Below are 25,357 nucleotides of genomic sequence, written 5' to 3' on the forward strand. Positions count from 1 at the left end.
CTCCCTGTCGAAAGGTGGCTGCCGGACGGTGCGGATTTTTCAGGAAAACCGTGAACAATGTTTTGATTGTAGAGAAGGACTCGCCGGAAAATCCATACGAGGCGGTACGTATTTCCCTTGGGGGATTTGTGTCAAGAGGGCGGGAGACACCTACTGTCGGTTATGGTTTTTCCTTACGGCGGTAAGCGTTTGCCGTTGACGGCGATTTTTTTTTCATCCATAATTTTTTTTGTTAGGTGCCTGATAACGATAATTTCTACGCTTTTCATGGCGGAGATGCGACGCGTATGGGCAAAAATCCGACCCCTGCCGAATTGGGCGAACAGGTGCGTGAGCTTGAAGAGCGCTGCGAGCTGCTTTCCGCCAACCTGAATTCGTTTTTCGTGGAGGCGCCGGCCGGAATTGCGCTGTTCGACCGGCAAGGCCGGTATCTCACCGTCAACCGGACCCTTGCCGCCCTTGCCGGCCGCGGCCCGGCGGATCATCTCGGCAGAACGATCTCCGAAATGATCCCCTCCGCGGTTGGGCAGGCCGCCGAGGCCGGACTCCGGCGGGTGCTGGCCACCGGCGAGGCGAACCTCAACGTGGAGATCAACGGCGAAATGCCCGGCCAGCCGGGAGTTGTCCGTCACTGGCTGCATTCGCAGTTTCCGGTCTATGACGGCAAGGGGAATGTCGCCGGCGCCGGGGCGATCGTGGTCGAGACCAGCGAACTCAAACGGGCGTTTGCCGAAATCAGCCGCAGGGAACAGTTCCAGAAAATCCTGCTCGAAAGCCTTCCCCAGAGAATCTATGTGAAGGATACCGGGTTGCGCTATGTCTACTGTAATCAGCACTTTGCCAGGGATCTGGGGATCCGCGCGGACGAGATAGCCGGCAGGTCGGATTATGATTTTTTCCCCCGGGAGCTTGCCGACGGATATCGGGCCGCAGACCGGTTGGTCATGGCGTCCGGCAAGAGCGAGGAGTTTGACGAGCGTTATTCCGCAAGCGGGGAAGAGTTGGTGGTGCATACCGTCAAGGCCCCTGTTTTTTCTGAACAGGGCGAGGTCCTCGGCCTGCTGGGCATTTCGCAGGATATCACCGTGCGCCTGGCCCAATACCGGTCCGATCTGGAAAAACTGATCGCGGAGCGGACCGTCGATCTGCGAAAAACCGGAGAGATGCTGCTCGGCCAGCTTGCCCGCGGTCGGGAGCTTGAAGAAAAATTATCCCGGAGTGAAGAAAAATACCGCGAGTTTGTCGAGGCAAGCGAAGATTTGATCACCCAGGTGGACGCGCAGGGGCGTCTGCTTTTCATCAACCAGGCCGCGCAGAAGATCTTCGGAATCAGGCCCGAGGAGTGCCTGGGCCGTTCGGCCTTTGACTTCGTGCATCCGGAAGACCGCGCCGAAACCCGGAAAACCTTGCTGGCGCAAACGCGGGAGCGCCGAAAATCATTCATTCTGGGAAACCGCCAGATGGCCATGGACGGCAGGGTGCACTTTCTGCACTGGACCTGCAACTGCCACTACGATGCGGAAGGGCATCTTCTTTATGTGAACGGTATCGGCCGGGATGTGACCGACCTGCAGGCGGTTCAGGAGGCCCTGCGCCAGGCCTGCGACGAGCAGGAACGGAAGATCGCCGAACAGACGCGGGAGCTTGAGGAGAATGTCAGCGAACTGACCGAGGCCATTGAAAGGCAAAGGGAAACCGAGGCGGAACTCAGGGAGAGCGAGGAGCGGTTCCGGCAGATCGCGGAGAGCGTCAACAGCGTTTTCTGGAGCCGCGACCTTTCCAGCGGGCGGATGCTCTACGTCAGCCCGGCCTACGAGGCGATCTGGGGGCGTTCCCGGGAAAGTCTCTACCTGAACCCGTGCTCCTGGCTGGAGGCGGTGCATCCGGACGACGGCGAGCGGGTACGGGCAATCCATGACACGCCTCGCGCCGGGGAAGAGGGCATTGACTACAGGATAGTCCGGAGCGACGGCGCCCTTCGCTGGGTCCGCTCCAAGGTGTTCTCGGTTTGCGACCGGAACGGCAGGAAATTTCGGGAAATCAGCGTCTCCGAGGATATCACGGCCTATATGGATATTTTCGAGCGGCTGCGCGGCTCGGAAATCCGCTATCGTATGCTCTTTGAAACCAGCACCGACGGAATCAGCATCTATGCCTTGGCCGGCAAGGATGGAAAGCAGAGGCTCATAGACTGCAACGCGAGCTATCAGAAAATGGCGGGCCGCGACAAGAGCGCGCTTCTTGACCTTGCCGACGTCAGGGCCGCCAAGAAGTTCCTCGAAAAAACCCGGGGCCGGGAAGGGCGCAGCCCTTCCCTCGGCCTCCTCGGTTCAGGCCGGTGTTCAGGGCTTTATTCCTGGTTGCGCCAGGACGGCGGTACCAACTTCATCGAATGCCGGGGAAGCCTGCTCTTTCTCAACGGCTCGGAATTCATGCACTGTGTGCATCGCGACGTGACCGAGGCGATGCTTGCCGAGGAAAGGATCCGGCATCTTTCCCGCCGGGTGGTGGAGGTTGTGGAAGAGGAACAGAAGCGGATCGCCCGGGACCTGCATGACGAGTTGGGCCAGCAACTGCTTGCCATGCGGCACAAAGCCGATGCCGCGCAGAAGAGAATCATTGCCGGCGAATTTCCCGGTTTTCCGGAGCTGGCCGACATCGCATCGCTGATCGACACAATCGGCTGCGCGGTGCGCAACGCCACCAACAGGCTCAGGCCGGACCTGCTTGACACCCTGGGGTTTGTGCCGTCATTGGAGTGGGGGCTGCGGGATTTCGCCGCCCGCTATCCCGCGATCCGGACCTCCATTGAGGTCGTGGGGGCACAGGGGAAAGCGGCGCCCGAGATCGAAATCGCCCTGTTCCGGGTTTTTCAGGAGGGGTTGACCAATATCGGCAAACATGCCGGGGCTGGCAAGGTCGCGGTTCGGTTGATCTTCAGCTATCCCTCCCTCATTCTTACCCTTGCCGACGATGGCCGGGGCTTCGAGACGGACCCTCTCTCCGGGCTTGCCCTGCCGGAAGCTCATGACGGCATCGGCCTGCGCGGCATGCAGGAAAGAATGCTGGCCATCGGCGGCACCCTCACGGTCCGTTCGCGCCGTGGCGAAGGCACGATGATCCGGGCCGAGGTGCGCAGGGCCGGGGCCGGAAAAGGGATCGCCTGATTGCGGTGAACGTGCCGAGGGAACACATACCATTACGGGCCCGCCCCCTTTCGAGGTTTTTCACGGGTCCATCTGTTTTTTGATAAACGGGAATGCCATGCGGAGCTGCGCCATGAACAACAAACGGAAGCTGAAGGTGCTGGTGGCTGACGATCATGCCGTGGTCAGGGACGGAATCTCCCGGCTTCTTTTCGATCATCCGGAAATGGAGCTGGCCGGTGAGGCCGTGGACGGCATGGATGTCGTCCTGAAGGCCAGACAGATGAAACCGGATATCGTTCTTCTGGACATCTCCATGCCCAGTCTGAACGGATTGGAGGCGCTCCCTCTAGTAAAGGAGGCGGCGCCGGCGACCCGGGTTGTGGTGCTCTCCATGTATGACAAGGAAGCCTATGTCTTCAAGGCCCTTGCCGCCGGCGCCACGGGCTACGTGCTGAAAACCGATTCCGGCGGCGAGGTGACCGAGGCCATCCTGAGGGTTGCCTCCGGTCAGTACTATCTGAGCCCGAAAATCAATGCCGAAGTGATCCGAAAGTATCTGAATCCCGTCCAGGAGGAGAAACGGGAGAGTTCGGGATACGACAGCCTGTCCGAGCGGGAGCAGCAGGTTTTCCGTCTCGTGGTCGAAGGGTATTCCTCCAAGGATATCGCCCACATGCTGTATCTGAGCCCGCGAACCGTGGAAAAACACCGGTCAAACATCGTCCGGAAACTTGATATCCATGAGCCCATGGCTCTGGTGCGCTATGCCGTGAAAATCGGCGTCATCGATCCCGAACTCTGGAGGAGTTGAAGACAAAAAAGGGGAGGCTTCAGTCTTCCCTGGCAAAGACGGGGATGTTCCGGACGGCGATCAGGGAGATCAGGCTCATGCCGGCGCCGACGACGAAGGGGATCCGGTGGTCCACCATCCAGGCCATGCCGCCCAGGACCGGAATGACCACGGCGGCGATGTGGTTGATGGTGAATCCCACCGCCATGCCCGGCGCGATGTCCCGCGGGTCGCACACCTTCTGGAAGTAGGTGCGGATGGCGATGGCGAAGTTGAAGAGCAGATGGTCGAGGATGTACATGGCAACCACCACCACCTTGGACTCGGTGAAGGCGTAGGTGAGAAAGACGCCGATCAGGCCGGCGTATTCCACGCTCAGCACCCTGCGCTCGCCGAAGCGCACTATGGCCTTGCCGATCAGCGGGCTGGCAAAGTAGTTGACGATATTGTTGGCGATAAAGAGCAGGGTCACCTCCTGTACGGAAAAGTGAAAGACCTTGACCAGGAGAAAGACCGAGAAGGCGATGAAGATCTGCCGTCTGGCCCCGGACATGAAGGTGAGGAAGTAGTAGAGCCCGTAGCGGCGGCGGAGGATCATCCGGCGGTGCTGGGGAACAATGTTTGTATGGGTCGGATCCTGGAGAAGGGCCCAGAGACCGGCGAAAGTAACGATGCAGCCCATCCCCAGATAGAGCGCCTTGTAGCCGGCCAGCCTGCCCAGGAACAGAATGAGTACGGCCACCGCGATGTTGGCGGCGGCGGAAAGGCTCCGCAACCTGCCGAAGACCACGGGCGCCGTCAGTTTGTCAAAGTACTGCAAAGTGAGGGACTGGTTGGTGGTTTCAAAGTAGTGGAAGCCGAAGCTCATGACGAGGGTGGTGGCAATGAGCCCCAGGTAGCTGGGGAAAAATCCCGCCGCGGCCGTGCCCAGCCCGAGGAGCACCACGGAAAAGGCCGAGAGCCGGTGCTCGCGCAGGAAGAGCAGCGCGTAGACGGCCAAAAGCGCCAGAAAGCCGGGAATCTCCCGCACCGACTGGATCGCGCCCACCTGCTTTCCGTCGAGCCCCGCCACCTCCACGGCAAAGTTGTTGAAGAGGATCATCCAGGTCTGCAGCCCCACCACCGAGGCCGTGGTGAGGACAAAGAGAAAGCGGAGCATGGGCTTCTGTTCCTGACTGATCATTCCTGTAAGCCCATTTCCGGGAAGGGGGAAGTCGGGATGTTTTCCTGGCCGCTAGAGGGAGTTTCGACGCTGGCGGACCATCTCGAAGAGGATGATGCCCGCTGCCACCGAGGCGTTTAAGGAATTGAGAGTGCCGGCCATGGGGATGGAGACGATGACGTCGCAATGCTCGCGGATCAGGGGGCGGATGCCCTTGCCCTCGCCGCCCACCACCAGACAGACCGGGCCGCTGAATCTGGTGCGGTAGAGGGATTGTTTGGCCTCGCCGGCGGCGCCGTAGACCCAGAATCCTTTTTCCTTCAGGGTTTCCAGGGTCGCGGCCAGGTTGGTCACCAGGCAGAGCTTGACATGGGCCATGGCCCCGGCCGCGGCCTTGGCCGCCGTGGCGTTGAGCGGGGCCGAGCGGTCCTTGGGCATGATGACGCCGCAGGCGCCGGCTGCGGCGGCTGAGCGGATGATGGCCCCGAGGTTGTGCGGATCCTGAATCAAATCAAGGGCCACGACAATGGGGTGTTCCTCCTTATGGAGGCCGGCGAGCAGATCGTCGAGGCTGGTGGTGGCAACCGGCGCCACCCGGGCCATGACACCCTGGTGATTCTGCTGGGCCGTGCCGGGAAAGCGCTGGGCCGGCAGGAAGCGGATCCTGATTCCCTGCTGTTGGGCAAGATCGATGATCTCCTGCAGCTTCCTGCCGCCCTTGTGCTGCTGGACGATGATCTCCCTGACCTTGCGCGGCTGAAGGCGCAGCTGTTCGAGGACCGGATGGATGCCCCAGAGAAGCTCTTCGTTGTTTGCCTCAGTCATGGCTTTCTCAAAAGGTGGCTTTAAGAGCGGCCAGGTCGATGGGCAGGCCGGCGGCGTTGCGGCGGGCCCGGCAGCGCTCGGCCAGGATGACGGCCGCCAGCATCTCCACCGCTTCCTCCAGTCGGTCATTGACCACCAGATAGTCGTAGAGCGCGGCGTCTTCCATCTCCTGCCGGGCGTTACGCAGACGCAGGCGGACGGTTTCCTCGCCATCGGTGCCCCGGCCGCGCAGCCTTTTTTCCAGCTCCTGCCAGGAAGGCGGGGCGATGAAGAGAAAGATGGCGACGTTCCCCTCCATGCTCCGGAGCTGACGCGCGCCCTGGACGTCAATGTCAAGGAAGATGTCGAGCCCCTTTTCCAGCTGTTCGTTCACCGCCTTCCGGCTGGTGCCGTAGAGATTGCCATGCACCTCGGCCCATTCAAGAAATGCCCCTTCCGCCCGCATGGCTTCGAACTCGCCGCGCTCCACGAAGTGGTAATCCCGGCCGTTTTGCTCGCCGGCCCGTGGGGGGCGGGTGGTGTGCGAGACCGAGAAGGAAAGGTTTTCCATCCTGGCGAAGATCTCCTTTAAGATGGTGGTCTTGCCTGCCCCGGAGGGCGCGGAGATGACGAAAAGATTTCCCTTTTTCACTTGCCCGCCTTTTCCGTTGCTTCTTCCTCGCGCCTTTCCGAGGAGCTCATGAAGCGCATGGTGATGGTTTCCGGCTGCACCGAGGAGAGCACGATATGGTTGCTGTCCAGGATGATGATGGAGCGGGTCCGCCGGCCTTCGGTGACGTCGATCAACCGTTTCTGCTCCTTGGCCTCTTCGCGCATTTTCTTCATGGGCGAGGATTTGGGGTTCACCACCGCAAGCACCCGGCTGGCGAGCACCGCGTTGCCGAAACCCACATTGATCATTCGTTGGTCCATGGCCGATTCCGCATTAAGAATGAAGAATTAAGAATGCAGAATGTAAATGGCGAAACGGCATCCTGCATCAAAAAATTGAATTCTGCCTTGCAGCTACTCGATGTTCTGCACCTGCTCCCGCAGTTTTTCCACCTCGGTTTTCAGCTCCACGGTGAGATGGGCCGTGGTTGCGTCGGAGATCTTTGCGGCCAGGGTGTTGATCTCCCGCAGGAACTCCTGGAGGAGGAAGTCGAGGCGCCGGCCGACAGGCTCGTCCGCGGCGAGAAAGCCGGCAAACTGGCTGATATGGCTGCGCAGCCGCACCACCTCTTCGGTGACGTCGGATTTATCCGCCATGACCGCCACTTCCTGGGCCAGGCGGAGCGGATCGAGGTCCACGCCCTGCAGGAGATTGGCCAGCCGTTCTTTGAGTTTTTCGCCGCGTCGTTGGACAATGACCGGGATATCCCGGCTGATGTTCTCCACGGTTTCGGCAAAGATCGCGAGCCGGCCGTTCAGTTCGCTTCTGAGCGCTTCCCCTTCCTGCTCCCGCATGACCAGGGCGTTGGCCAGGGCCTGCCGCAGGGCCTCTTCCATGCCGGGCCAGACCGCGTCGAGATCCTCCTCCTCCTCATGGGCGGTGATGATCTCCCGGAAGTCCTTGATCATGGCCAGGGTGGGCGCATCGGCCAGGTTCAGTTCCCGACGGATCGTCTCCAGGCACTGCTGGTAGTTGCGGGCCAGGGGCAGGTTGACCTGCAGGCGGATCTGATCGCCTGCTTCCGCGCCCGGAGTGACGAAGACATCCACATGGCCGCGGCTGTAATGGGCGAAGATCTCCTTTTTGATGCGGTCTTCCAGGCCCAGGTACTTGCGGGGCAGCTTGATGGCGGGATCAAAAAACTTGTGGTTCACCGAGCGGATTTCCACGGTCCAGCTCCGGGTCCCCCGGGTCGAGTCGCCGCGCCCGTAAGCGGTCATGCTCAATGGTCTTTTCATGCGATTGCCTCCAGCAGTTCGGCGGTGGAAGCCGTGGCCGTGCCCACCTTGCCGACGACGATGCCGGCGGCGAAATTGGCGATGGTGGCGGCGTCCGCCGGAGAAAGGCCCACGGCCATGCCGAGGGCGAGGGTGGCGATCACCGTGTCGCCGGCGCCGGTGACATCGTACACCTCCTTGGCCATGGTGGGGATGGTGAAGATGGGTCTGCCTTTTTCATGGAGAGCCATGCCCGCCTCGCCGCGGGTGATGAGGACGGAATCGCAGTTCAGTTGTTTTTGCAGGAGATGGGCGGCGGTCTGCAGGTCTGCTTCGCTTCTGATGCTCATGCCCGACATGCGCTCCGCTTCGTGGTGGTTGGGGGTGATGATGGTGGCGCCCCTGAATCGCTCGGGGTGCTGCGGTTTCGGGTCGACGATCATCGGAATCTTCCGCTTTTTGAGTCTCCCGCGCAACTGGTCCATGAGGGGCATGTTGATCATGCCCTTGTTGTAGTCGGAAACGATCACTGCATTGAATTCCGTCAGGTTGTCATCCAGAAAGCGGAAGATCTCCGTCAGCCGCTCCGCAGCCGGCTCCCCGGTTTTTTCCCGGTCGAAACGGACGACCTGCTGGCTCTGGGCGACGATTCTCGTTTTCAGGGTGGTGGGACGGTTGCCGGTGCGGACGATGCCGGCGGTTCCCGAACCGAGCTCGGCAAGCAGGCCGAGCAGGTGGTCGCCCATGGCATCCTTGCCGATCAGGCCGCAGAGGGAGGCCCTGCCTTCCTGGGCATAGATATTGTGCAGAACATTGGCGGCGCCGCCCAAAAGCAGGCTTTCATGGGTGACGTCCACCACCGGCACCGGCGCCTCGGGCGAGATGCGGGAAACCGAGCCCCAGATGAAATGATCGACGATGATGTCGCCGATCACCAGGATATTGGCATCCTTGAATTTGCGGACCGCGGCCCGCAGTTTTTTTCTGTTTGTCTCCGAGAGGGTCAAGGGTGTTCTCCTTCGTAAGCGCGGGGGGAAGATAAAAAAACGCCCCCCGGAATTGCCGCGACCGTAAAAGTTGCAATTATAGACGTCCAAGTAGGGGAGGGCAAGCAAAGAAGTAAAATATCCTCTCTTGGCGCGGCGCCTTTGCCGGACCGTCTTCAGGAGGGTGTTTGCCGGGATTGCCGAGGCAGGCGCGGCCAGAGGGCGGCGTTTTCGTGGCAGGCGTTCACCAGGAGGAGGAGCATGGCCATGCCGGCGTTGCGGGCAAGGAGCAGGTAGGCGGGCGTGCCTTCTCCCTGGCCGAAACAGCCGCAGTCAATGGGAAGAAAAAGATATCCCCGGGCGGCGACGAGGATCAGGGCGAAAAAAAGCAGGTAGAGCGCGGCCATGAGCCGGGCCGACCAGATCATCACCACGCCGCTTAAGGCGACGGCGCCAAGGCTGATCTCCAGCCAAGGCTGCCAGCGCGAGATGGTGATGATCGCCGGGAAGGAGAGGAAACCGCTCTCGTAAAGGGCCTGCAGAAGATCGCTCACTCCGGGGGCGACGGCTTTCATGATTCCGGCCACGAGCAGCATCAGCGCCGCCAGGTAGTAATTGCCGAGCACCAGGAGTCGCCGGCAGGTTGCGGGCAGGGAGGCAGGCATGATCAGACCGGAGCCGGCAGCCGCTCCTGCCGGGCATTCGCCCGTCCGCCACGCTGGCCTTCCCAGAAGATCATGAGATCGTCCGCCAGGCCGTTGAGGATTTCGACCTGGGCCTTCACCTCCTGCACGGTGGCGGACCCCTCTTCCGACATGGCGGCCAGGGATTGCACCGAGGAGTCGATGGTGGTGAGGGCGCTTTTCACCTGTTCCTGATTTTCCGCCTGGTTTGTCGAATTGGTGATGATCTTCACGGTCTGCTCCGCGACCACCCGCGAGGCCTTGCTCACTTGCGGAAAGGTCGTTTCGAGCCTGGTGACGACCTTCTCTCCCAGTTTGATCTTTTCGTCGAGCTGCTCGATGACCGCCGCCACCTGATGCGAGGCGTCGCCGGCGCGCATGGCCAGGTTCCGGACCTCGTCCGCCACCACGGCGAAACCCGCGCCTGCTTCCCCGGCCCGGGCCGCTTCCACCGCGGCATTGAGAGCCAGCAGGTTTGTCTGGAAAGCGATATCCTCAATGACCTTGACCAGGGTGGAGATCTTTTTGTCCGCATCCGCCATGGCCTGCATTGCCACGACCACGTCCTTGATCACCAGCCCGGCCTCGGAGGCGGTGTGCAGTACCTCCTGGGTGGAGCTGTCCGCTTCCCGGGCCAGCCCGACGTTGTCCTTGGCCTGCCCGGCCATGAGTTCCACCGTGGTGGCGATCTCTTCCAGGGAGGCGGCGGAGGAGGAAGTCTCGTTGCTGATCTGGCCGGACATCTCGGAGATGTATCCCATGGAGCGGAGCAGCGAGGCCGTTGTCGTCGCCGATTCCGCCGACATGTCGGCCAGCTTCCTGGACATGTTGGACACCAGATAAATCGTGGTGAGGCCGATCACGGAAAGGATCAGAAAGGAAATGAGCATGATGCGGAAGACCCGGTCGCTCACCTCCTGGATGTTCCGCATGCTGGCGCTGTGGGTGGCGGAGCTTTCCGAAACCGCTGTTTCCAGGGTCTGGAGCATGAATTTGTTCTCTTTTTCAAAGATCTTTCCGAATTCCGCTTCCGTGGCGAATTCCATGTCGATGGAGGCGCGAACCATCTTCATGCCGGCTTCGTAGGAGGCCTGGTAGGCTTTTCCCAGCCTCAGGGCCAGGGGATCCTCCCCATCTGTCCGTGGCGCGAGTTCCGCCATTTTGGCGAGGAGGGCCTGCGCCTTTTCGTTCAGGGGGAGGATTTTTTCAAGTGCCTGCACACTGCCGGCCGCCTTGGCCGTGTTGAACCGCTCCACCACCTGGGTGATGGTCCCCTGCATCTCGATGGCGAGTTTTGTTTCCGGGAAAACCTGATCCCGGACCATTGCCACGTCAACGGAGAGCTTTTTCATGGAGAGCATCGCGAAAACGATGATGGCGGAAGAAAGCAGGCCGAGGAGAAGAAAGGCGAAGTAAAGCCGCCATTTGTTGCCGACGGCACGCATGGTAGGAAAATTCATGGAAAAAACCTTTCTGTGGAAAGAGGTGCGACAAGACGTGGCCGCCCCGGGGACGGCCACGTACCGCGGGAAACTATTTGGAGACAGGCAGTCCGGCTTGAATCCAGGAAGTGACGCCGCCGTCCATGATGGCCACGTTGGTGTAGCCCTTCATGTGCAGAAATTTCGCGGCAACGGCCAGCTGCTTGCCCGCGTGGTCGAGGAGCAGAAGCTTTTTGTCTTTCGGCAGCTTGGTATACTGCTCTTCCATGTCGTCAAGCAGGATGTTGACCGTGCCGTCAATCTTGCCGAGGTCCATGTGCTTTTCTCCCCGGATATCCACGAGAACAAGGGAGGCCTTCTGGTCAAAAACCTCCTTCGGGCTCATGCGGGCGATTTCGACCTTGGGGTACTGGGTCTTGCTGACAACCTCGAAGCCTCTTTTCGCCCATTCGGGCAGACCTTCGTTATAAACCATTACCTTGCTGTAACCCAGTTTCACCGCCTCTTCGGCGGCGATCCGGCTTTTGCCGCATTTCGGACCCTTGCAGTAGAAGATCAGCAGCATCCCCTTGTCGGCGGGCAGATTGGGGTTTCCAGCCACCCTGCTGGCGGGAATGTTCACCGATCCCTTGATGGCCAATTCGTTGTGTTCGATGGAACTTAATGCATCGGCGAGCACCAGGGGTTCTCCCGCGTCCATCTTCTTCTTCAGGTCATCGGTGACAATGAAGGGAATGTCGGCGGCAAGGGCCGTGGCCTGACCTGCCAGTAAGGACAAAATAAAGATTGCGAGTAAGGCGCCTAATTTTTTGAACATCATGCTCTGCATTCCTCCTGCTGTTTTCAGTGGTAATTAAAAAACATCCCAACGGCGGTTATACTAGAAGTAATCATATGCAATTTGATCCGGGGAACGCAAGACGCAATGTGCGCAAGGGGTGGCGCAATTTGCTGTTTTTTGCGTAAATGAAAGGCCCTGCCGGCGTGAGCCGGCAGGGCCTGGGGTGGTGAAACAGCGGGGAGCTGCTTCTTCGTGACAGCCCATTGCTTGCCAGAGCCGGAGACGGCTTTGGCAACGGACCGTCAAGGAGCAATGGTTATTCCGTGGCCGTGCACTTGCCGCCTTCGCACTCAACGTCCGCGATCAGGAAGCGGCTCTTGATGCCGCCCTTTTTCAAGGCCTGGGCGGCCATCTCCGCCCTGGCGCCGGTGGTGCAGTGGACCAGCATCTCCTTATCCTTGGGCAGTTCCGCCAGGCGGGCTTCGATCTGGTCAAGAGGGATGTGGACGGCGTTGGCGAACATGCCGTCCTTGACTTCGTCATTGGTCCGGACGTCAAGGACAAGCTGCTGCGCATTGCCATGCACCGCCTTCATGAAGTCGGCCAGGCTGACCTCGCCCTTGCCCATCTCGCGCTTCCAGGTGATTTCAGCAGGAGTGGGGCCTTTGGCCAGGGTGCCCGGCCAGGAGTTGACGCCGCCCGCCCAGATGGAGCCTTTCTTGCAGCCCCATTTTTTCACGATTCTGAAGGCCTTTTCCGCTTCGGCCAGGCTGTCGCCGTAAACAACGATGGGCGCCTTCTGCACACTGGGCAGATCATCTTCCCGGTCCGCCAGGGTGGCCAGGGGGATGTTGTGGGCGCGGGGGATGTGGCCGGCCTCGTACGTCTCTTTCGCGCGCAGGTCGATGAGGACTATATTGCCGGATTTGACGAACTTTTCAGAGGCGAAGATGTTGTAGCCGGATTTCTTCCAGCCGGGAACACCCTGCAGCATGACGCGGACGTTTTTGTAACCCATTTTTACCGCCAGACCGGCGGCATCGGTGCTCATGCCTCAGGTGGGGCCTCCGCAGTAGAAGACCAGCATGGTGTTCTTGAGTTTGACGTCGCCGGGCAGCCGGGCCGCGCCGGTGGTTTTCATGTCCTCAATGGGAATGGAGATCGCGGTGGGCACATGGCCTTCGTGGTAGCGGGGGGCCGGCCGGGAGTCGACAAGGACATAGTTGGATTCGGCCTGGCCCTGGTTGATGAGTTTTGCCATTTCATCGGGCATGATCTCGGTCACGCCGGCGGGAAGTTCGGCAAGCTTGGGTTTGATGACGGTGGCAACCTTGTCTTTGCCCTGCACCACGAACTCGATGATGGCCGCCTCGCCTTCCGCGGCGTGCTCAAGACCCTTGGTGGTGTCGTCGAATTTTACCATCTCGGTGTTGCCTTTGACCTCGATGGTGATGGTCTTTGCCTTGTTGGATTTACCGGTAACCTTGCCCTTGAATACGTTTTGGGCCTGGGTTGCCGCCGGGGCCGGATCAGCCGCCTGGGCGGAGTTGAGGTTGCCGACCGGTCCGCTCACCAGAAAGGCGGCAAAGACCAGCAGGGGGACAAACTTGAGTAGCCGATTTTTTTTCATGCACTTTTCTCCTTTGTCTTTGAGAATTGTCAGCGGGGTCAAAAAAGGGCCGCCGACCGTTTACGCAATAAAATCATGGATTCCTTGCCGTGGGCCGTGCGCTTGTTCCTCCTTTTCCTGTCTCGGCATTTTCTCTTTCATCATGCTGTATGCCGAAGCGCGGTTTTTATGCTTCGCAGCAAAAGTTCCGGGGCGAAGGGCTTGGTGATATGGGCGCGGCAGCCATGGATCATCAGAGATTCAACCATGGATGCCGCCGTTTCCTCGGCAATGATCAGGAAGGGAACAGCCACATCTCCCTGGGAGAGTGTCCGCAGGAAGCAGTGGTATTTCTCGCTGGGAGCAAAATCCATGTCGGCGATGAGAAGATCCACCGCCGTGGAAGTATTTCTGTACTTCCGCATGGTTGCCATGGCCTCGCCGGTGTTGCTGGCCACGCTGACACGGTAGCATGCCTGTTTGAGCATCAGCGCGATGCTGTGTTGCAGGTGGATTTCTTCTTCCTTGAGGAGGATATGGGCAACCGCCATTGTCTGTCGCCTTGCCTGGGTGGGTGCGTAAATGTTCCTGCCGAATCCTCGCCTGGGGCGAGTTTTCACGGTAGCAAAGCAAGATGGGTGCCATGACCCGGCTTGTTTCTGTTAATGTCTTGAATTTGCTTGGGAAAAAATAGCGCGGAAGGGGACCGGGGCAGGGCGGAGGAGGTGCAAAGAAGTTTGACGGCCGCGCGGAGTTGGCGCGTTGCCCCCTTTTGTCCGCCGACCTTGCCGGAAATGGAGGGGGGAGGGGGCTGCAAAGAATCTTGCAGCGGGTCGGGGGCGGCCGGGGTTATTCCTCGCTGTCCGCCTGTTTCAACCGCCAGTTGAGGGCCTGCCTGGTGATGCCGAGCATTTCCGCGGCAATGGCCTGATTGCCGTTTGCCCGGTTCAAGGCCTCAAGCACCAGCAGGTAGCCGGCTTCCTTGAGGGAGGGCAGATGGGGCAGGTCGCTGAACGGGGTGCTTGTTTCCTGGTGTTTTTTGCCGTCTTCCTCGAGGTTGGGCCGTTTTTCGCGGATGTAGTCCTTGAAGGAGTCCATGGAGAGGGTGCGGGATTTGTGCTTGCTCACCGCGTCGAAGATCATGTTCTTGAGTTCGCGCAGGTTGCCGGGGAAATTGTAGGTGCCAAGCAGGCTGATCAGTTCCTTGGGAAAGGCGGGTTTCCTTTTGTTGAGCTTTTCGGCTGCCTCGGCGAGAAAATATTCCACCAGAAGCGGCAGGTCGTCCAGCCTCTCCCGCAGAGGGGGGATATGGATGCGGTGGGCGTGCAGGCGGTAGTAAAGATCCTTGCGGAAGGCGGCGTTTTCCTGCATTTGTTGCAGGTTCTGGTGGGTGGCGAAGATCATCCGGCAATCGGTGCGTTTGGGGATGTCCGCTCCCAGGGGAAAGTATTCCCGTTCCTGGATGAGGCGGAGCAGTTTGATCTGGGCCGCCTGACTTAGGTCGCCGATTTCGTCAAGGAAAAGAGTGCCGCCGGCGGCATGGTCGATAAGACCGCGTCTGGGCTGCTCCGCGCCGGTGAAGGCCCCTTTCTTGTGGCCGAAAAGGGTGTCGGCGAACATGGTGTCGTCCAGGCCCGCCACGTTGACCGGCACGAATTCTCCTTTGCGTCTGCTCAAAAAATGGAGGGAGTGGGCGATGAGTTCCTTGCCCACCCCGGTTTCCCCGGAGATGAGGACCGGCTCGTTGGTGGCGGCAATGGATTCCATATACTGAAAGATGGTGCGCATTGCCTTGTTGTGGGTGATGATCTGGGCAAAGGCCTCGGGATGGTCCAGCTTGTCCTGGAGAAAATGTTCCTTGAGCAGATCGTTTTCATGGCGGAGGCGGCTGATGTCGATGGCCCGCTGGACGCCGGCGATCAGCCTGGCTTCTTCGGTCACCTTGGTGTAGTAGTCGAAGGCGCCGAGTTTCATGCATTTGACCGCGGTGTCCACCAGATCGAGCCCGGTGATGATGATCACCGGCACCTGGGGATGCTCGGCCACGATGCTCGGCAGCAACTCTTCCCCGGAAAGATGGGGCATGGTCAGATCGAGGACGATGACGCCGACCTCCTGCCTGTTCAACAGTTCGAGGGCCTTTCTGCTGTCGTTGAGGCAGATGATGTTGTTCAGGCCGTTGGAACGCAGGGTCAGACTGAAGCTGTGCAGCCACGCCTCTTCATCGTCCACCAGCATGATGGGGCGAAATGGGACAAGCTCTTTTTCCATGAAAAAAGGGTTCTCCTGCAAGGGTTTGTTTCCGGCGCGGTCTGAAAAAAGAGGATCCGCGCGAACCTCTCAGGATCACGGCCAGGCCGCTGGTTGCCAGGCGCCGCTCTCCTGATCTTCCGATCCTTAAACAACTATGCCATATTGGAATAAAAATATCACGATCCCGTGCGCGGTCCCGGGGGATACCGTCCTTTTTTTCCGCCTCAGACGGAGGGGTTGTCCTGCTCCGGGGGCGCCGCGTCCGGGTCGTCATCCGCCGCCGGGAGAGGAAAGGTCACGGTCGCCATGGTTCCTTCTTCCGGGCTGGAGGTAAAGCTGAGCCTGCCGTTGTGCTCCTTGACGATGCCGGCGGAAACGGAAAGGCCAAGGCCGGTGCCGCCGTAAGAACGCTTGGTGGTGAAGAACGGATCCATGATCTGGTGCAGGATTTCCGGAGGGATGCCCGCGCCCTGGTCATGCACCGAAATGCGCACCTCTTTTTTATCCGGGTCATGGCGGCTGGCGATGGTGATGGCCTGCTCCGGGCCGGTGAGCGCTTCGCAGCTGTTCTGGATCAGGTTGATCAGCACCTGTTCCAGGCGTTGCCTGTTGCCGCGGATGGGGGGCAGGGTGGCGGCGAGATCGGTGTGGAAATGTTTGGTGGATTTGCTGATTTTGTTGTGGTTGAGGCGCACCGCCGCTTGGGCGACCTCGTTGAGATCCACCTGTTCCATGAGGCGGGAGGTGTCCTGCCGCGCATAGTCCTTGAGATCCTGGACAATGTTTTTGATGCGCCTGGCGCTGTCTTCGAGCTCCAGAAAGAGCCTGGGGATCTGCTCGCACATCTCGCTGTACTCCAGGCCGGCGATGAGGAAATCCCCGTTCTCCCGGTAGTATTCGTCGAGGATTGGTCTGGCGCTCTCCCAGGCCTTGTTGAGCATGGCCGTGTTCAGCATGGCGATGCTGTTGGGGTTGTTGATTTCATGGGCCACGCCGGAGATGAGCACGCCCAGGGAGATCATCTTGTCCGCCTGGATCAGCTGCTGCTGCTGCAGCCTGGTTTCGTCCTCGGCCCGTTTGCGGTCGGTGATGTCGCGGATGATCCAGATGGAATTCCACTGGTCCTTGATCCGCGCCTCGGAGAGGGAGAGCTCGATGGGCACCTCGCTGCCGTCCTTGCGCCGGGTGACAAGCTCGATGGTTTCGCGGATGGGGCCGTCGCTCATGGGCCTTTCCTCGGCCGAATCCCTCTGGCTTGACTCGGAGAGCCTGGGGGAAATCAGGGAATGGATGGGTTTGCCCATGGCCTCCTCTGCGGTGTAGCCGAAGATCTCGGCGGCCGCCTCGTTCCAGTAGGAGATGTTGCCGCGGTGATCCATCAGAGCGATGGCATCCTGGGCCGAGGCGGTGAGGTTTCTGAACTTGTCTTCGCTCTCCCGCAGGGCGGCTTCGGCCTCTCCCTGTTTCTGTCTGGTCAGGGAGTAGCGGCGGGCCAGGGTGGTGAGCTCCTCGGCCAGGTTGACCACCTCGGACGGCCCGGTCCAGGCGAAGTGAACATCCTCTTCCCCTCTGTTCAGGATGCGGTCCAGGCCGGTGAGAATCGATTCCTTGATCTGGTCGATCTTCTGGGCGATGGCGTTGGCGATCAGGGAGATGATTATGCTCATGATCAGCACGATCCAGACGATGTTGTAAATCAGGGAGAGTTTCCACTCCTCGGCCGCGCTGCGGTCGACCGGGGTGCCGATCCAGAGGGCCGGACTCTGGTTGGTGTTGAAGATGAGCGGCAGCCAGGTAACGCTGCGGCCGTGTCCGCTTTCCCAGACAAAGGGCCGCCTGTTCCGGGTCTGTCCCTTCAGGGCGGGGAAGCTCGCGAAGATGTTGCCGCCGACGGAAGTGTCACGGAAGTAAGCCATTGTCTCCGCATCCTGGAGACTGAGGGTCGCCGGCATGTGGACGATGTCGCCCTCCGTGGTGGCCCAGCAGGCGTTCAGGTGCGGGGAGAGAAAGGCCCTGAGGTCCACCGCGAGGAGAACCACGCCGATGGGCGTGCCTTTGCTGCCGATGATGGGGCTGATCAGGTTGAGGAAGTTGACGGCGGGGTCCGGAATGGCGCCTTTCCCCTGAAAAAGGGAATCGATCTCGAACTGTTGCAGCTGCAGGCCCTTCCAGAAGAGAGGAGAGTCCTGGAAGTTCTGCAACGCGCTGTCCGGGGCCGCCTGCAGCAGTTTCCGGCCGTTGCGGAAAAGCCGTACCTTTTCCTTGCCGTTGAGATCGATCACATGGACCTCGGCCACCACTTTTTCCGGGTTGAGCAGGTGGATGAGCAGTTCGCCCAGGCGGACATGGTTTTCCTGGCTCATGAGGGACATGGAGTGGCCCGAGGCCTGGCTCACGGTGAGGGGAGTGGAGGAAACCTGGAGAAGACTTTTTTTTAGGTTTTCCACATGCGCATTCAAGGTGACGAAACTGCTTTCGACCGAGGCGGTGATCCGCGCCTCTTCCACGGTCTCATGCTTGTTGATGTGGTCCCGCAGGTTGACGCCGACCAGGGTGAGGATGGGCAGCACACCAAGGGCCAGGAGGATGACGAAGATGAGGGTCCGCAGTTTCATGGTTTGCCTTGGTTGCTGTTATGGTATGCTGGCACGGTAAATTCGCGGGGCAAGGGTTACGGGAAATATCTCAGCAGGGATAGTAGCATGAAAGACATTTCAATTGCAATCACCGGGGAGAGCCTTGATTTCGATCAGGCGCGGGCCGTGGCGAAGGCCCTGGCGGAAAGGGGGAATGCCGAGGCGAGCCTGGTTGCCTGGCTGGACGGCAAGGCGGGCAGGCATTCGCCCTGCTGCGTAAGGTGCGAGATCGGGAACCGTCCCGGCTGGGAGGTCTACGGCGAGAATCACCAGGGCAGGGTGAGGATCGTCATCAACGACCGGGAGTATGTGTTCATTTATACGTAGTTGTTGCAAGTGGGGACGGAATTCTGGTGAAAGGGACTGATCTTGTGCCTAACGCATAAAATCTTAAAGAAATAGGGCCGCCGCTCGATATGTCTTTTGTCACCTTCCGGCAAAAGGCATACCGTGAACTGGCCAGATCAAGCGGCTCTATACAGGCCGAGGCGTCCAAAGGCCTCGCCTTATATCAACTCCTGGAAGATGATTATGAGCGGTTTGAACAGGAGTATGAGGAGCGGTTTGTCCGCAACTACGGCTTTTATCGTTCCGTTGTTGGCCATGTTGTTCGGGGATACCTGAAATGTGGCGACTTGAAAGATGGCTTCGCCAGAGTTGCAATCACCGCATGGCGTTGCTAGGCTGGGTTCATCCTCGGGCGGGAAGCCCTAATTTTTAGGCGTCCCGAAAAAAGCGATTACTTATCATCTATCATCTCATCTCCTTGCGATCCTTCGTAGAAGTGATTAGAATACATGTATTCACAGAAGGAGAATCACATGCCCACATCAATTCGACTCAGCCAAGAAACAGAAAAGAGACTGGATTTTCTTGCGGCCCATACCGGCCGCACCAAGGCATATTACCTCCGGGAGATCATCGAGCATGGCATCGAGGACATGGAGGATTATTACCTCGCGGCAGAAGTGCTTGAGCGAGTCCGAAAAGGACAAGAAACAGTGCATTCTGCGGCTGACGTGAGGAAAGACCTTGGCTTGGACGATTAATTACGCGACCTCGGCCAAGGGGCAATTGCGGAAACTCGACAAGCAGATCGCACGGCAGATTATCGAGTATATGGAGGGGGTTGCCATTCTTGAAGATCCTTGCAGCAAAGGGAAAGCGCTGAAGGGGCCGCTCGGCGGCCTTTGGCGTTTTCGTGTGGACGACTGGCGGATTATTTGTGATATCCAGGACGACAAGCTGCTTGTCTTGGTGCTTCGCATCGGCCACCGCAGCAAGATATACGGTGGACACTGATCATTGCGCTATCCGAACAAAAAAACTATATCGCTTATCACCTCAGGGCCTGCCTGAAGAGAATCCGTTTCGCCTCCCAGGGAGCTTCTGAGAAGTCCGCCTCCCTGCCAGCCTCCACTCCATTATGCCGGAAGCACCAGCAGCCGTTTTCCACGGCAATGACCGGGCTGACTTCGTCAGGCCCAAGCCGGGCAATCTCCTGGTCGGCTGCGGCAAGCGGGTCGAGAAAGCGGTTGCCCAGATTGCCGCCAAGATCCTTGCTGCCGTCCTGGGAGAGCTCCTTGGCAAGCGAGCCGAAATCCTCGCCGGCAAGAAGTCTGGCCCGGGCCTCCTCGCACAGTGTCTGCTGCTCCTCTTTGCGGGCCGGACTGTCCAGGGGATGGATATAGCGGAAGATGCCGTGCAGGCTGGCGCGTTCCGGCAGGATAACCGGCTGGGCCGCAAGCTGCGCCAGGGCCCTGGGGATCAGTTCCTCTCTGGCCTTGCGGTATTCCTTGAGGCGGGCCGCCACCAGGTCTGAAAGCTCTTTTTCTTCAGGCAGTCCCTCGCCAATGGCCTTGCGGGCAATTGCCAAAAGAAGCGCTGCATCCCCTTCCTCGACTCTCTTTATCTCTCTTTTCTGCTTCCTCACTTCTTGTCGTAAAGAAGTAAGACGAGGCAGCCTGTTGAGCGACTGGAGATACTCTTTGCTGCCTCGATTTTTTCTTGCCAAATGGCCGAGACTGAAAAGGCTTGCGCCGGTGTATCCTTCCTTGCCGGCAAGTTCTGCTTCCGCGCCGATCTGGGCGGGAGGCTTGATGTAGGCGCCCAGCCCGGCCCAGAGTTCCACCTGGCCGAGCCGGTTCTTGGCGGCGGCAATGGCTGCGAGCTGGTTGCCCACCCGAAAGGTTTCTCCAAAATAGGCCATGGGGTAGAGGGCATCCACCAAACCTTCCTCAGCCCAGCCTTGCCAATCCTGGCCCTTTTCCAGATAGGCGTCCGCTGCATCCGGAAATACTGCGGCGCTTACGATCATATCTGGCCGGGTTTCCGACAGGACGGCGCGGAGGTCGCGTAATAGCCGGCTGACTTCCTGAGCCCGCATCTCGCTCCAGAAAAGGGCTGCAGTGGTCAGGATCCGCTCCGCCTCGTCCTGTTCTCCCATGAGCCAGGCTTTCAGCTCTCTCCGCTCGATGGCTTGCGGCAGGTAGCGCGGGTCATAGCCCTGTTCTATGTAAAACCGCTCTCCCAACTCCCCGCTCTTGCCGAAATTCGGGCCGGGATAGCGGATGAAATCAAGATGGATGCCGCTCACCGCATAATTTTCCGCCAATTCCCGGACAACCCTTGTGAAAAGTTGCCGATACTGGGCAGAGGCGGGGTCGGCAAAGATGCCGTCCACCCAGGCCAGTCTTTTTTCCGCCTCGCCGTATTCGGAAAGGGATCTGCCGTTGTTGTCCGAAAGAATCCAGGCATGCCCCGGGAAGCCGGGATGGGTCGGATCAGCGGGGGGAGCGCTGTCGCCCCAGAGATAATAGACATTGAGCCAGGCGTGCACGGGCAGAGGGACGCATTTTTCGAGCACCCTGGCAAGCGGATCAAAGTCCGCCGGCTGCGCGGCCAGGCTTTCCGGCCGCGGCGCGAGGCTGCTTTTATAAAAGGCGTCGGCCCGCCCCCTTACCTGGACGAGCAGCTGGTCAAAGCCGGCCTCTCTTGCCTCCGCGCACAAGGCGTCGATTTCCGCCGGGCTGTCCGCGTCGTAACGGACAAGCCAGGCGGAACTTTTCAGCCCGGGGGCGCAGGAGGAGGCGAGAAGGGGCAGGAGGGCCAGGAGCAGGAGGCAGGGCGCAAGGACCGGGAAGCGTGCTTTGGGGGAGGCGGACCGACAGGCCATCTGTTGACCTTTTAGGGGGGTAATGGTAAGAATACACCCGCTTGGAATCAGGTTGCAAACACTGGACGTTTCATGACCCCATGGTAGGCGGATCCGCTATGAAAAACAATATGACCGAGACGAAAAAATTTCCGGAAGGCATGGTGCCGCTGGGCAATTCCCCCTTCAGGTTCGCCTGTCATCCCGGGGTCTCCTGCTTCACCCGCTGCTGCCGCAAGCTTGAGCTTTTTCTCTATCCCTACGACATCATCCGCCTGAAAAAGCGGCTTAACATCTCCTCGGAGGAGTTTTTGAACACCTACACCGGCGTGGTCCAGGGTGCAAACCCGTTTTTTCCAGCGGTGATCATGCGCATGCAGGACAACGAGGAGCATACCTGCCCCTTTCTCGACCCTGAAAAAGGGTGTCTGGTCTATGAGGATCGGCCTTCGGCCTGCCGCACCTATCCCCTTGAGCGGGCGGTGGACCGCAACCCCGAGCGGGGAGCGGTCCAGGAGTATTATTTCATGACCAGCCATGAGTACTGCAAGGGCCATGCGGAGGACAGGGAGTGGACCGTCCGGGAGTGGCTGCGGGATCAGCAGCTCGTCTATTACAACGCCATGGACGACCTCTGGGCCGAGATGGACACCATTTTCGCGAGAAATCCCTGGAAAGGCGAGGGCGCGGCCGGGCCGAAGCAGCTTCTGGCCTTCATGATCTCCTACAACCTGGATCGTTTCCGTCAGTATGTGAACGATCACGATCTTCTCGGCCAGTTCCGGCTGGACAAGGCAAAAAGGCGGGCCATCGAGAGCGATGACGAGTCCCTGCTCAAGTTCGGCTTCGACTGGCTCAAGCTGATCCTGACCGGTCAGCCGACCCTGCAACGGAAGTAGGGGAACACGGCTCCTGTATCCTCTGCGGCGAGGAGATCGCCGGAGGAGGCCTGCGCTTCGACCCCAGCGTACCTCCTGTCTTTCCTGCGCGAAAGCTGCGGACGCAACATGATCGCGTCCACCGGGCCGGCCGGAGGGCGTTACAGGGCCCGCACCTGATTGCGTCCCTGGGTTTTTGCCAGGTACAGAGCCTGGTCGGCCTTGCTGACAAGCCCCTCGAAGGTGATGGAGTCCTGGCCGAAGGTGGCGACCCCGAAGCTCGCCGTGATGAAATCACCATCAATGTCGGCCATTGCCGTGGCGCCCAGCTTCCTGCGCAGCTGTTCCGCGAGAGCGCAGGCGTGATCCTTGCTGGAATTGAGCAGCAACAGGGCAAACTCCTCGCCGCCATAACGGCAGACCATGTCGCTGCTGCGGGTACTGTTCTGGAGCACCGAGGCAACCTGCGCCAGAATCTTGTCGCCAATGGGATGCCCATAGGTGTCGTTGACCCGTTTGAAATGGTCAATGTCGCAGATAAGGATACTGAAGTTGCCGCCATACCGCCGTGTCCGTTCCACTTCGTCCAGCAGGCGCTCATTGAAGAACCGTCTGTTGTAAAGGCCGGTGAGTTCGTCATGGATGGACTCCCTCAAGGTTCTGCTGTAGATTTTCGCATTGTTGATCGCCCCGCCCACCGCATGGGAAACGATGGAGAGCAGGGTCACCTGCTCGGCCGGGATGGGGCGATCTGAAAGCGAGTTGTCGACAATCATCACCCCTTCGACGGCGCCTGCCTCCTGTTTGGCATAGATCTCGCACTCCCGGCAGAGCTGTTCTTTTTGCCCGCAATCGCTCATGGGGATATCGCCGCATTTGGTGCCGGGCACCAGCCAGCAGCGCAACCATCTCCTGCCGAAGGCCGGGCAATCCTCCTTGCTGCAATTTTTGATCTGCCAGCAGGAGAGACGTTTTTTGTTCACGATGGGAATCAGCGCGAAATTCTTAAGGCCCAGTTGCTTGATGGAGGGGTCGTCTGTTTTTGCCTCCGTATTGAAAACCGGAAATCCGGTTACCAGGGGTCTGGTCAGCAGGTTGTCGGTCGTCACCGGAATCTCCAGGGAGCTTATGAGCCCCGCTTCAAATCCACGGCACAGCTTTCCCTGCAGGACCCCTTTCCGGTGTTTCATGAAAAAGAGACCCACCCGGTCAAAGTCGAAGATTTCGGCGGTCAGGTTGACGAAACGCTCCTCGATGGCGTCGATATCCATCTCCTCGTAAACCAGTGAAAGCATCTCCAGGAGGGCAACCTCTTTCAGTGGGGATGTCGTGCTTTCGAATTGAGACATTCTCCTCTCCTTGCCGTTGGGCCCGACCATGGACGGGACTGAAAGACACCGGCCTTTTGTTTTGTCGCGGACAAGGTATGCCCGGGACATGGGCTGCCCTGCCATCTTACGATTATTGTACAGCGTATCGGGCGTCCGCGTACCCGGAAAAAGCGTGTCGCGGTATTTTTTTCAATGGAAAAAAATACCGCAAAGGACCACATTGTGGTACAAGAAAATCGATATGGTTTTCCCTGCGCAAAGGGAGCGGGCCGCCGGCCTGGCCGGCGCAACATCTTGCCAAAGAAAAAACAGTATGGAGGGAGAAATGCGGAAGAAAATCATTGTGACGGTCGTACTGGCGGCAGGTTTTGTTCTCGGCAACACGGTCGGGGCCGCGGAGCGACCCCCGATGGCCCAGCTCTGCGGCGGTTGCCATAAGCCGGAACCTGGTGTGATGATGGGATTTCTCGACAATATCTCCCTGAAGTCCAGAATGATCCAGATGGATTTCATGTCGCACAAGGACACCGTAAAGTTCACGGACAGCACAAAGGTCAGGAATGTCAGCTCCTTTGAGGATATCCGGAACTACAGGGGCAAGGGCTTTCAGATCAATTACCTGGAAGAGAACGGCGAGCGCAAGGCCACGGAGATCATCCGTTTCGACATCATGAAGGCCATCGGCGACGACGAGAAGATTGCCAGGGAGGAGTTCAAAAAGCTGCGGGCCCAGCCAGGCGTTGTCGTCTATGATGTCCGCCCGCCCGTGCCCTACCAGATGGCCCATGTTCCCGGGGCGCAAACACTGCCCGCCCCGGCCTTTGAAAAATTCTCCTCCCGGCTGCCCCAGGAGAAAAACACCCCCATCATTCTCTATGGCGTGGGCGGATGCCTGAGTCCCACCGTGGCGATGAAGGTCAAGAGCCTCGGTTACACCGATGTCAAGATCTATACGGGCGGTTATCCGGACTGGGCCCAGGGCGAATACGGGAGCACCGCGCCGGACTGGCTGCGAATGGCCATTGAAAAGGAGATCCCCCATGTGCTCATCGATGTGCGCTCCAATGCCGACATGAGCGCCGGACACATCAAGGGAGCGGTCAACCTGCCCCTGCCGGCGCTGGCTGAGAGCCGGCACAGGTTCCCGGACAACAGGATGGCGCCGATCATTTTTTACGGCCCGGGGAGCGAGAAGGCCGCGGAAACGGCAGTGGCCTGGGGGTACAAAAAGGTGCAGGTTTTGCCCGTAAGCTTCGAGAAGTGGCAGGCGGACGGCTTCCCGGTGCAGACCGGACAGGGGCCGGCTGCCATCAGCTATGTTCCCAAGCCCAAACCAGGGACCGTCGGCGTTGCCGAATTTGAAAAAATGGCCGCGGGCCAGCAGGCCGGCGTTGCCCTGGTCGACGTGCGAAACCCCGAAGAGTTTGCCCAGGGCAGTGTGCCCGGGGCCGTGAACCTGCCGGTGGAGCAGATGGAGCAGCGGCTTGCGGAACTGCCTTCGGACAAGGAGCTTATTCTTTTCTGCAACACCGGGGTGCAGGCCGAGATGGCCCAGAGCATTCTGAACAAGAAAGGGCGGGCCAACCGCTACCTGGACGGCAAGGTCACCGTGCAGGAGGGGCAGCTCAAGGTGGAAGAGCAATAACAGGCCGCGGTCTGCTGTCCTGGCCTGCCGACTTGACCGGCAGGCCAGGACCCCTGCTCACTGCCATGGCCGATATGCACGAGGAGGTGGTGGGGCCTCGTTGAAAATCACGTCGATGTCAATCTGGCCGACGAGATGGGTAAAGCCCCTGGTTCCGGCCAAGG

At 59.6% G+C, this 25,357-nt stretch carries 24 protein-coding genes; 8 read left to right on the forward strand and 16 right to left on the reverse strand.

Annotated elements, in window-relative coordinates:
* Window positions 1-287: 287 nt before the first annotated feature.
* Together ACUUL3_RS03505 and ACUUL3_RS03510 are read left to right on the forward strand one after the other, a co-directional pair.
* On the forward strand, window positions 288-3,167 hold the full coding sequence (locus ACUUL3_RS03505) for a PAS domain-containing protein (protein ID WP_448554627.1): 2,880 nt from the start codon (window positions 288-290) through the stop codon (window positions 3,165-3,167).
* 112 nt (window positions 3,168-3,279) lie between these two features.
* On the forward strand, window positions 3,280-3,960 hold the full coding sequence (locus ACUUL3_RS03510) for a response regulator (RefSeq protein WP_448554629.1): 681 nt from the start codon (window positions 3,280-3,282) through the stop codon (window positions 3,958-3,960).
* A 19-nt stretch (window positions 3,961-3,979) separates the two neighbouring features.
* Here ACUUL3_RS03510 and ACUUL3_RS03515 read toward each other — a convergent pair whose 3' ends face one another.
* The 14 genes from ACUUL3_RS03515 to ACUUL3_RS03580 form a co-directional block, all read right to left on the reverse strand.
* Window positions 3,980-5,122: an MFS transporter gene (locus tag ACUUL3_RS03515; RefSeq protein WP_448554631.1), complete on the reverse strand. Its 1,143-nt coding sequence runs from the start codon at window positions 5,120-5,122 to the stop codon at window positions 3,980-3,982.
* A gap of 51 nt (window positions 5,123-5,173) precedes the next feature.
* The gene (gene rlmB / locus ACUUL3_RS03520) at window positions 5,174-5,926 is read right to left on the reverse strand and encodes a 23S rRNA (guanosine(2251)-2'-O)-methyltransferase RlmB (protein ID WP_448554633.1); all 753 of its coding nucleotides are present in this window, start codon (window positions 5,924-5,926) and stop codon (window positions 5,174-5,176) included.
* Between the two features lie 7 nt (window positions 5,927-5,933).
* Window positions 5,934-6,557: a guanylate kinase gene (gmk, locus tag ACUUL3_RS03525; RefSeq protein WP_448554635.1), complete on the reverse strand. Its 624-nt coding sequence runs from the start codon at window positions 6,555-6,557 to the stop codon at window positions 5,934-5,936.
* Window positions 6,554-6,838 (reverse strand): DUF370 domain-containing protein, encoded by a 285-nt coding sequence (locus ACUUL3_RS03530; RefSeq protein ID WP_448554637.1) that lies wholly within the window; start codon window positions 6,836-6,838, stop codon window positions 6,554-6,556. The genes gmk and ACUUL3_RS03530 overlap by 4 nt, the downstream gene beginning before the upstream one ends.
* A 93-nt stretch (window positions 6,839-6,931) precedes the next feature.
* Window positions 6,932-7,816: a YicC/YloC family endoribonuclease gene (locus ACUUL3_RS03535; protein ID WP_448554639.1), complete on the reverse strand. Its 885-nt coding sequence runs from the start codon at window positions 7,814-7,816 to the stop codon at window positions 6,932-6,934.
* On the reverse strand, window positions 7,813-8,802 hold the full coding sequence (rfaE1, locus tag ACUUL3_RS03540) for a D-glycero-beta-D-manno-heptose-7-phosphate kinase (protein WP_448554641.1): 990 nt from the start codon (window positions 8,800-8,802) through the stop codon (window positions 7,813-7,815). Before rfaE1 ends, ACUUL3_RS03535 begins: the two co-directional genes overlap by 4 nt.
* Before the next feature lie 155 nt (window positions 8,803-8,957).
* Window positions 8,958-9,446 (reverse strand): MauE/DoxX family redox-associated membrane protein, encoded by a 489-nt coding sequence (locus tag ACUUL3_RS03545; protein WP_448554643.1) that lies wholly within the window; start codon window positions 9,444-9,446, stop codon window positions 8,958-8,960.
* A 2-nt stretch (window positions 9,447-9,448) separates the two neighbouring features.
* The gene (locus ACUUL3_RS03550) at window positions 9,449-10,924 is read right to left on the reverse strand and encodes a methyl-accepting chemotaxis protein (RefSeq protein ID WP_448554645.1); all 1,476 of its coding nucleotides are present in this window, start codon (window positions 10,922-10,924) and stop codon (window positions 9,449-9,451) included.
* 73 nt (window positions 10,925-10,997) lie between these two features.
* On the reverse strand, window positions 10,998-11,726 hold the full coding sequence (locus ACUUL3_RS03555) for a rhodanese-like domain-containing protein (RefSeq protein WP_448554647.1): 729 nt from the start codon (window positions 11,724-11,726) through the stop codon (window positions 10,998-11,000).
* Window positions 11,727-12,003: 277 nt separating this feature from the next.
* Complete coding sequence (locus ACUUL3_RS03560) at window positions 12,004-12,738, reverse strand: rhodanese-like domain-containing protein (RefSeq protein WP_448554649.1); 735 nt, start codon at window positions 12,736-12,738, stop codon at window positions 12,004-12,006.
* 3 nt (window positions 12,739-12,741) lie between these two features.
* The gene (locus ACUUL3_RS03565; protein ID WP_448554651.1) at window positions 12,742-13,317 is read right to left on the reverse strand and encodes a rhodanese-like domain-containing protein; all 576 of its coding nucleotides are present in this window, start codon (window positions 13,315-13,317) and stop codon (window positions 12,742-12,744) included.
* Between the two features lie 140 nt (window positions 13,318-13,457).
* Window positions 13,458-13,847: a response regulator gene (locus ACUUL3_RS03570; RefSeq protein WP_448554653.1), complete on the reverse strand. Its 390-nt coding sequence runs from the start codon at window positions 13,845-13,847 to the stop codon at window positions 13,458-13,460.
* A 298-nt stretch (window positions 13,848-14,145) separates the two neighbouring features.
* Window positions 14,146-15,567 carry a sigma-54-dependent transcriptional regulator gene (locus ACUUL3_RS03575; RefSeq protein ID WP_448554654.1) on the reverse strand — a complete coding sequence of 474 codons (1,422 nt, stop codon included), beginning with the start codon at window positions 15,565-15,567 and terminating at the stop codon, window positions 14,146-14,148.
* A gap of 206 nt (window positions 15,568-15,773) precedes the next feature.
* Entirely contained in the window at window positions 15,774-18,164 is a 2,391-nt protein-coding gene (locus ACUUL3_RS03580; RefSeq protein WP_448554656.1) for a two-component system sensor histidine kinase NtrB, read from the reverse strand.
* An 87-nt stretch (window positions 18,165-18,251) separates the two neighbouring features.
* Between ACUUL3_RS03580 and ACUUL3_RS03585 the strand changes: the two genes are divergently transcribed.
* The 4 genes from ACUUL3_RS03585 to ACUUL3_RS03600 all read left to right on the forward strand — a co-directional run bounded on the left by ACUUL3_RS03585 (window position 18,252) and on the right by ACUUL3_RS03600 (window position 19,487).
* Window positions 18,252-18,512 carry an AF1514 family protein gene (locus ACUUL3_RS03585; protein WP_448554657.1) on the forward strand — a complete coding sequence of 87 codons (261 nt, stop codon included), beginning with the start codon at window positions 18,252-18,254 and terminating at the stop codon, window positions 18,510-18,512.
* A gap of 89 nt (window positions 18,513-18,601) precedes the next feature.
* The gene (locus ACUUL3_RS03590; protein WP_448554659.1) at window positions 18,602-18,868 is read left to right on the forward strand and encodes a hypothetical protein; all 267 of its coding nucleotides are present in this window, start codon (window positions 18,602-18,604) and stop codon (window positions 18,866-18,868) included.
* Window positions 18,869-19,006: 138 nt separating this feature from the next.
* Window positions 19,007-19,234: a type II toxin-antitoxin system RelB family antitoxin gene (gene relB, locus ACUUL3_RS03595; protein WP_448554661.1), complete on the forward strand. Its 228-nt coding sequence runs from the start codon at window positions 19,007-19,009 to the stop codon at window positions 19,232-19,234.
* Window positions 19,218-19,487: a type II toxin-antitoxin system RelE family toxin gene (locus ACUUL3_RS03600; protein ID WP_448554663.1), complete on the forward strand. Its 270-nt coding sequence runs from the start codon at window positions 19,218-19,220 to the stop codon at window positions 19,485-19,487. The genes relB and ACUUL3_RS03600 overlap by 17 nt, the downstream gene beginning before the upstream one ends.
* 37 nt (window positions 19,488-19,524) lie before the next feature.
* On the opposite strand, the gene ACUUL3_RS03605 is transcribed toward ACUUL3_RS03600, so the two are convergent.
* Window positions 19,525-21,360, reverse strand: a complete 1,836-nt coding sequence (locus ACUUL3_RS03605) for a family 10 glycosylhydrolase (protein ID WP_448554665.1) — start codon at window positions 21,358-21,360, stop codon at window positions 19,525-19,527.
* A 98-nt stretch (window positions 21,361-21,458) separates the two neighbouring features.
* On the opposite strand from ACUUL3_RS03605, the gene ACUUL3_RS03610 reads away from it, so the two are divergent.
* Window positions 21,459-22,238 carry a YkgJ family cysteine cluster protein gene (locus ACUUL3_RS03610; protein WP_448554667.1) on the forward strand — a complete coding sequence of 260 codons (780 nt, stop codon included), beginning with the start codon at window positions 21,459-21,461 and terminating at the stop codon, window positions 22,236-22,238.
* Between the two features lie 140 nt (window positions 22,239-22,378).
* Here the strand turns inward: ACUUL3_RS03610 and ACUUL3_RS03615 are convergent, their stop codons facing one another.
* Window positions 22,379-23,566, reverse strand: coding sequence for a sensor domain-containing diguanylate cyclase (locus tag ACUUL3_RS03615; RefSeq protein ID WP_448554669.1), 1,188 nt, complete (start codon window positions 23,564-23,566; stop codon window positions 22,379-22,381).
* Window positions 23,567-23,873: 307 nt separating this feature from the next.
* Here ACUUL3_RS03615 and ACUUL3_RS03620 point away from each other — a divergent pair, with 307 nt between their 5' ends.
* Window positions 23,874-25,193: a rhodanese-like domain-containing protein gene (locus ACUUL3_RS03620; RefSeq protein ID WP_448554671.1), complete on the forward strand. Its 1,320-nt coding sequence runs from the start codon at window positions 23,874-23,876 to the stop codon at window positions 25,191-25,193.
* The last annotated feature ends 164 nt before the right edge of the window (window positions 25,194-25,357 follow it).

The organism is Thiovibrio sp. JS02 (genome assembly GCF_053485635.1).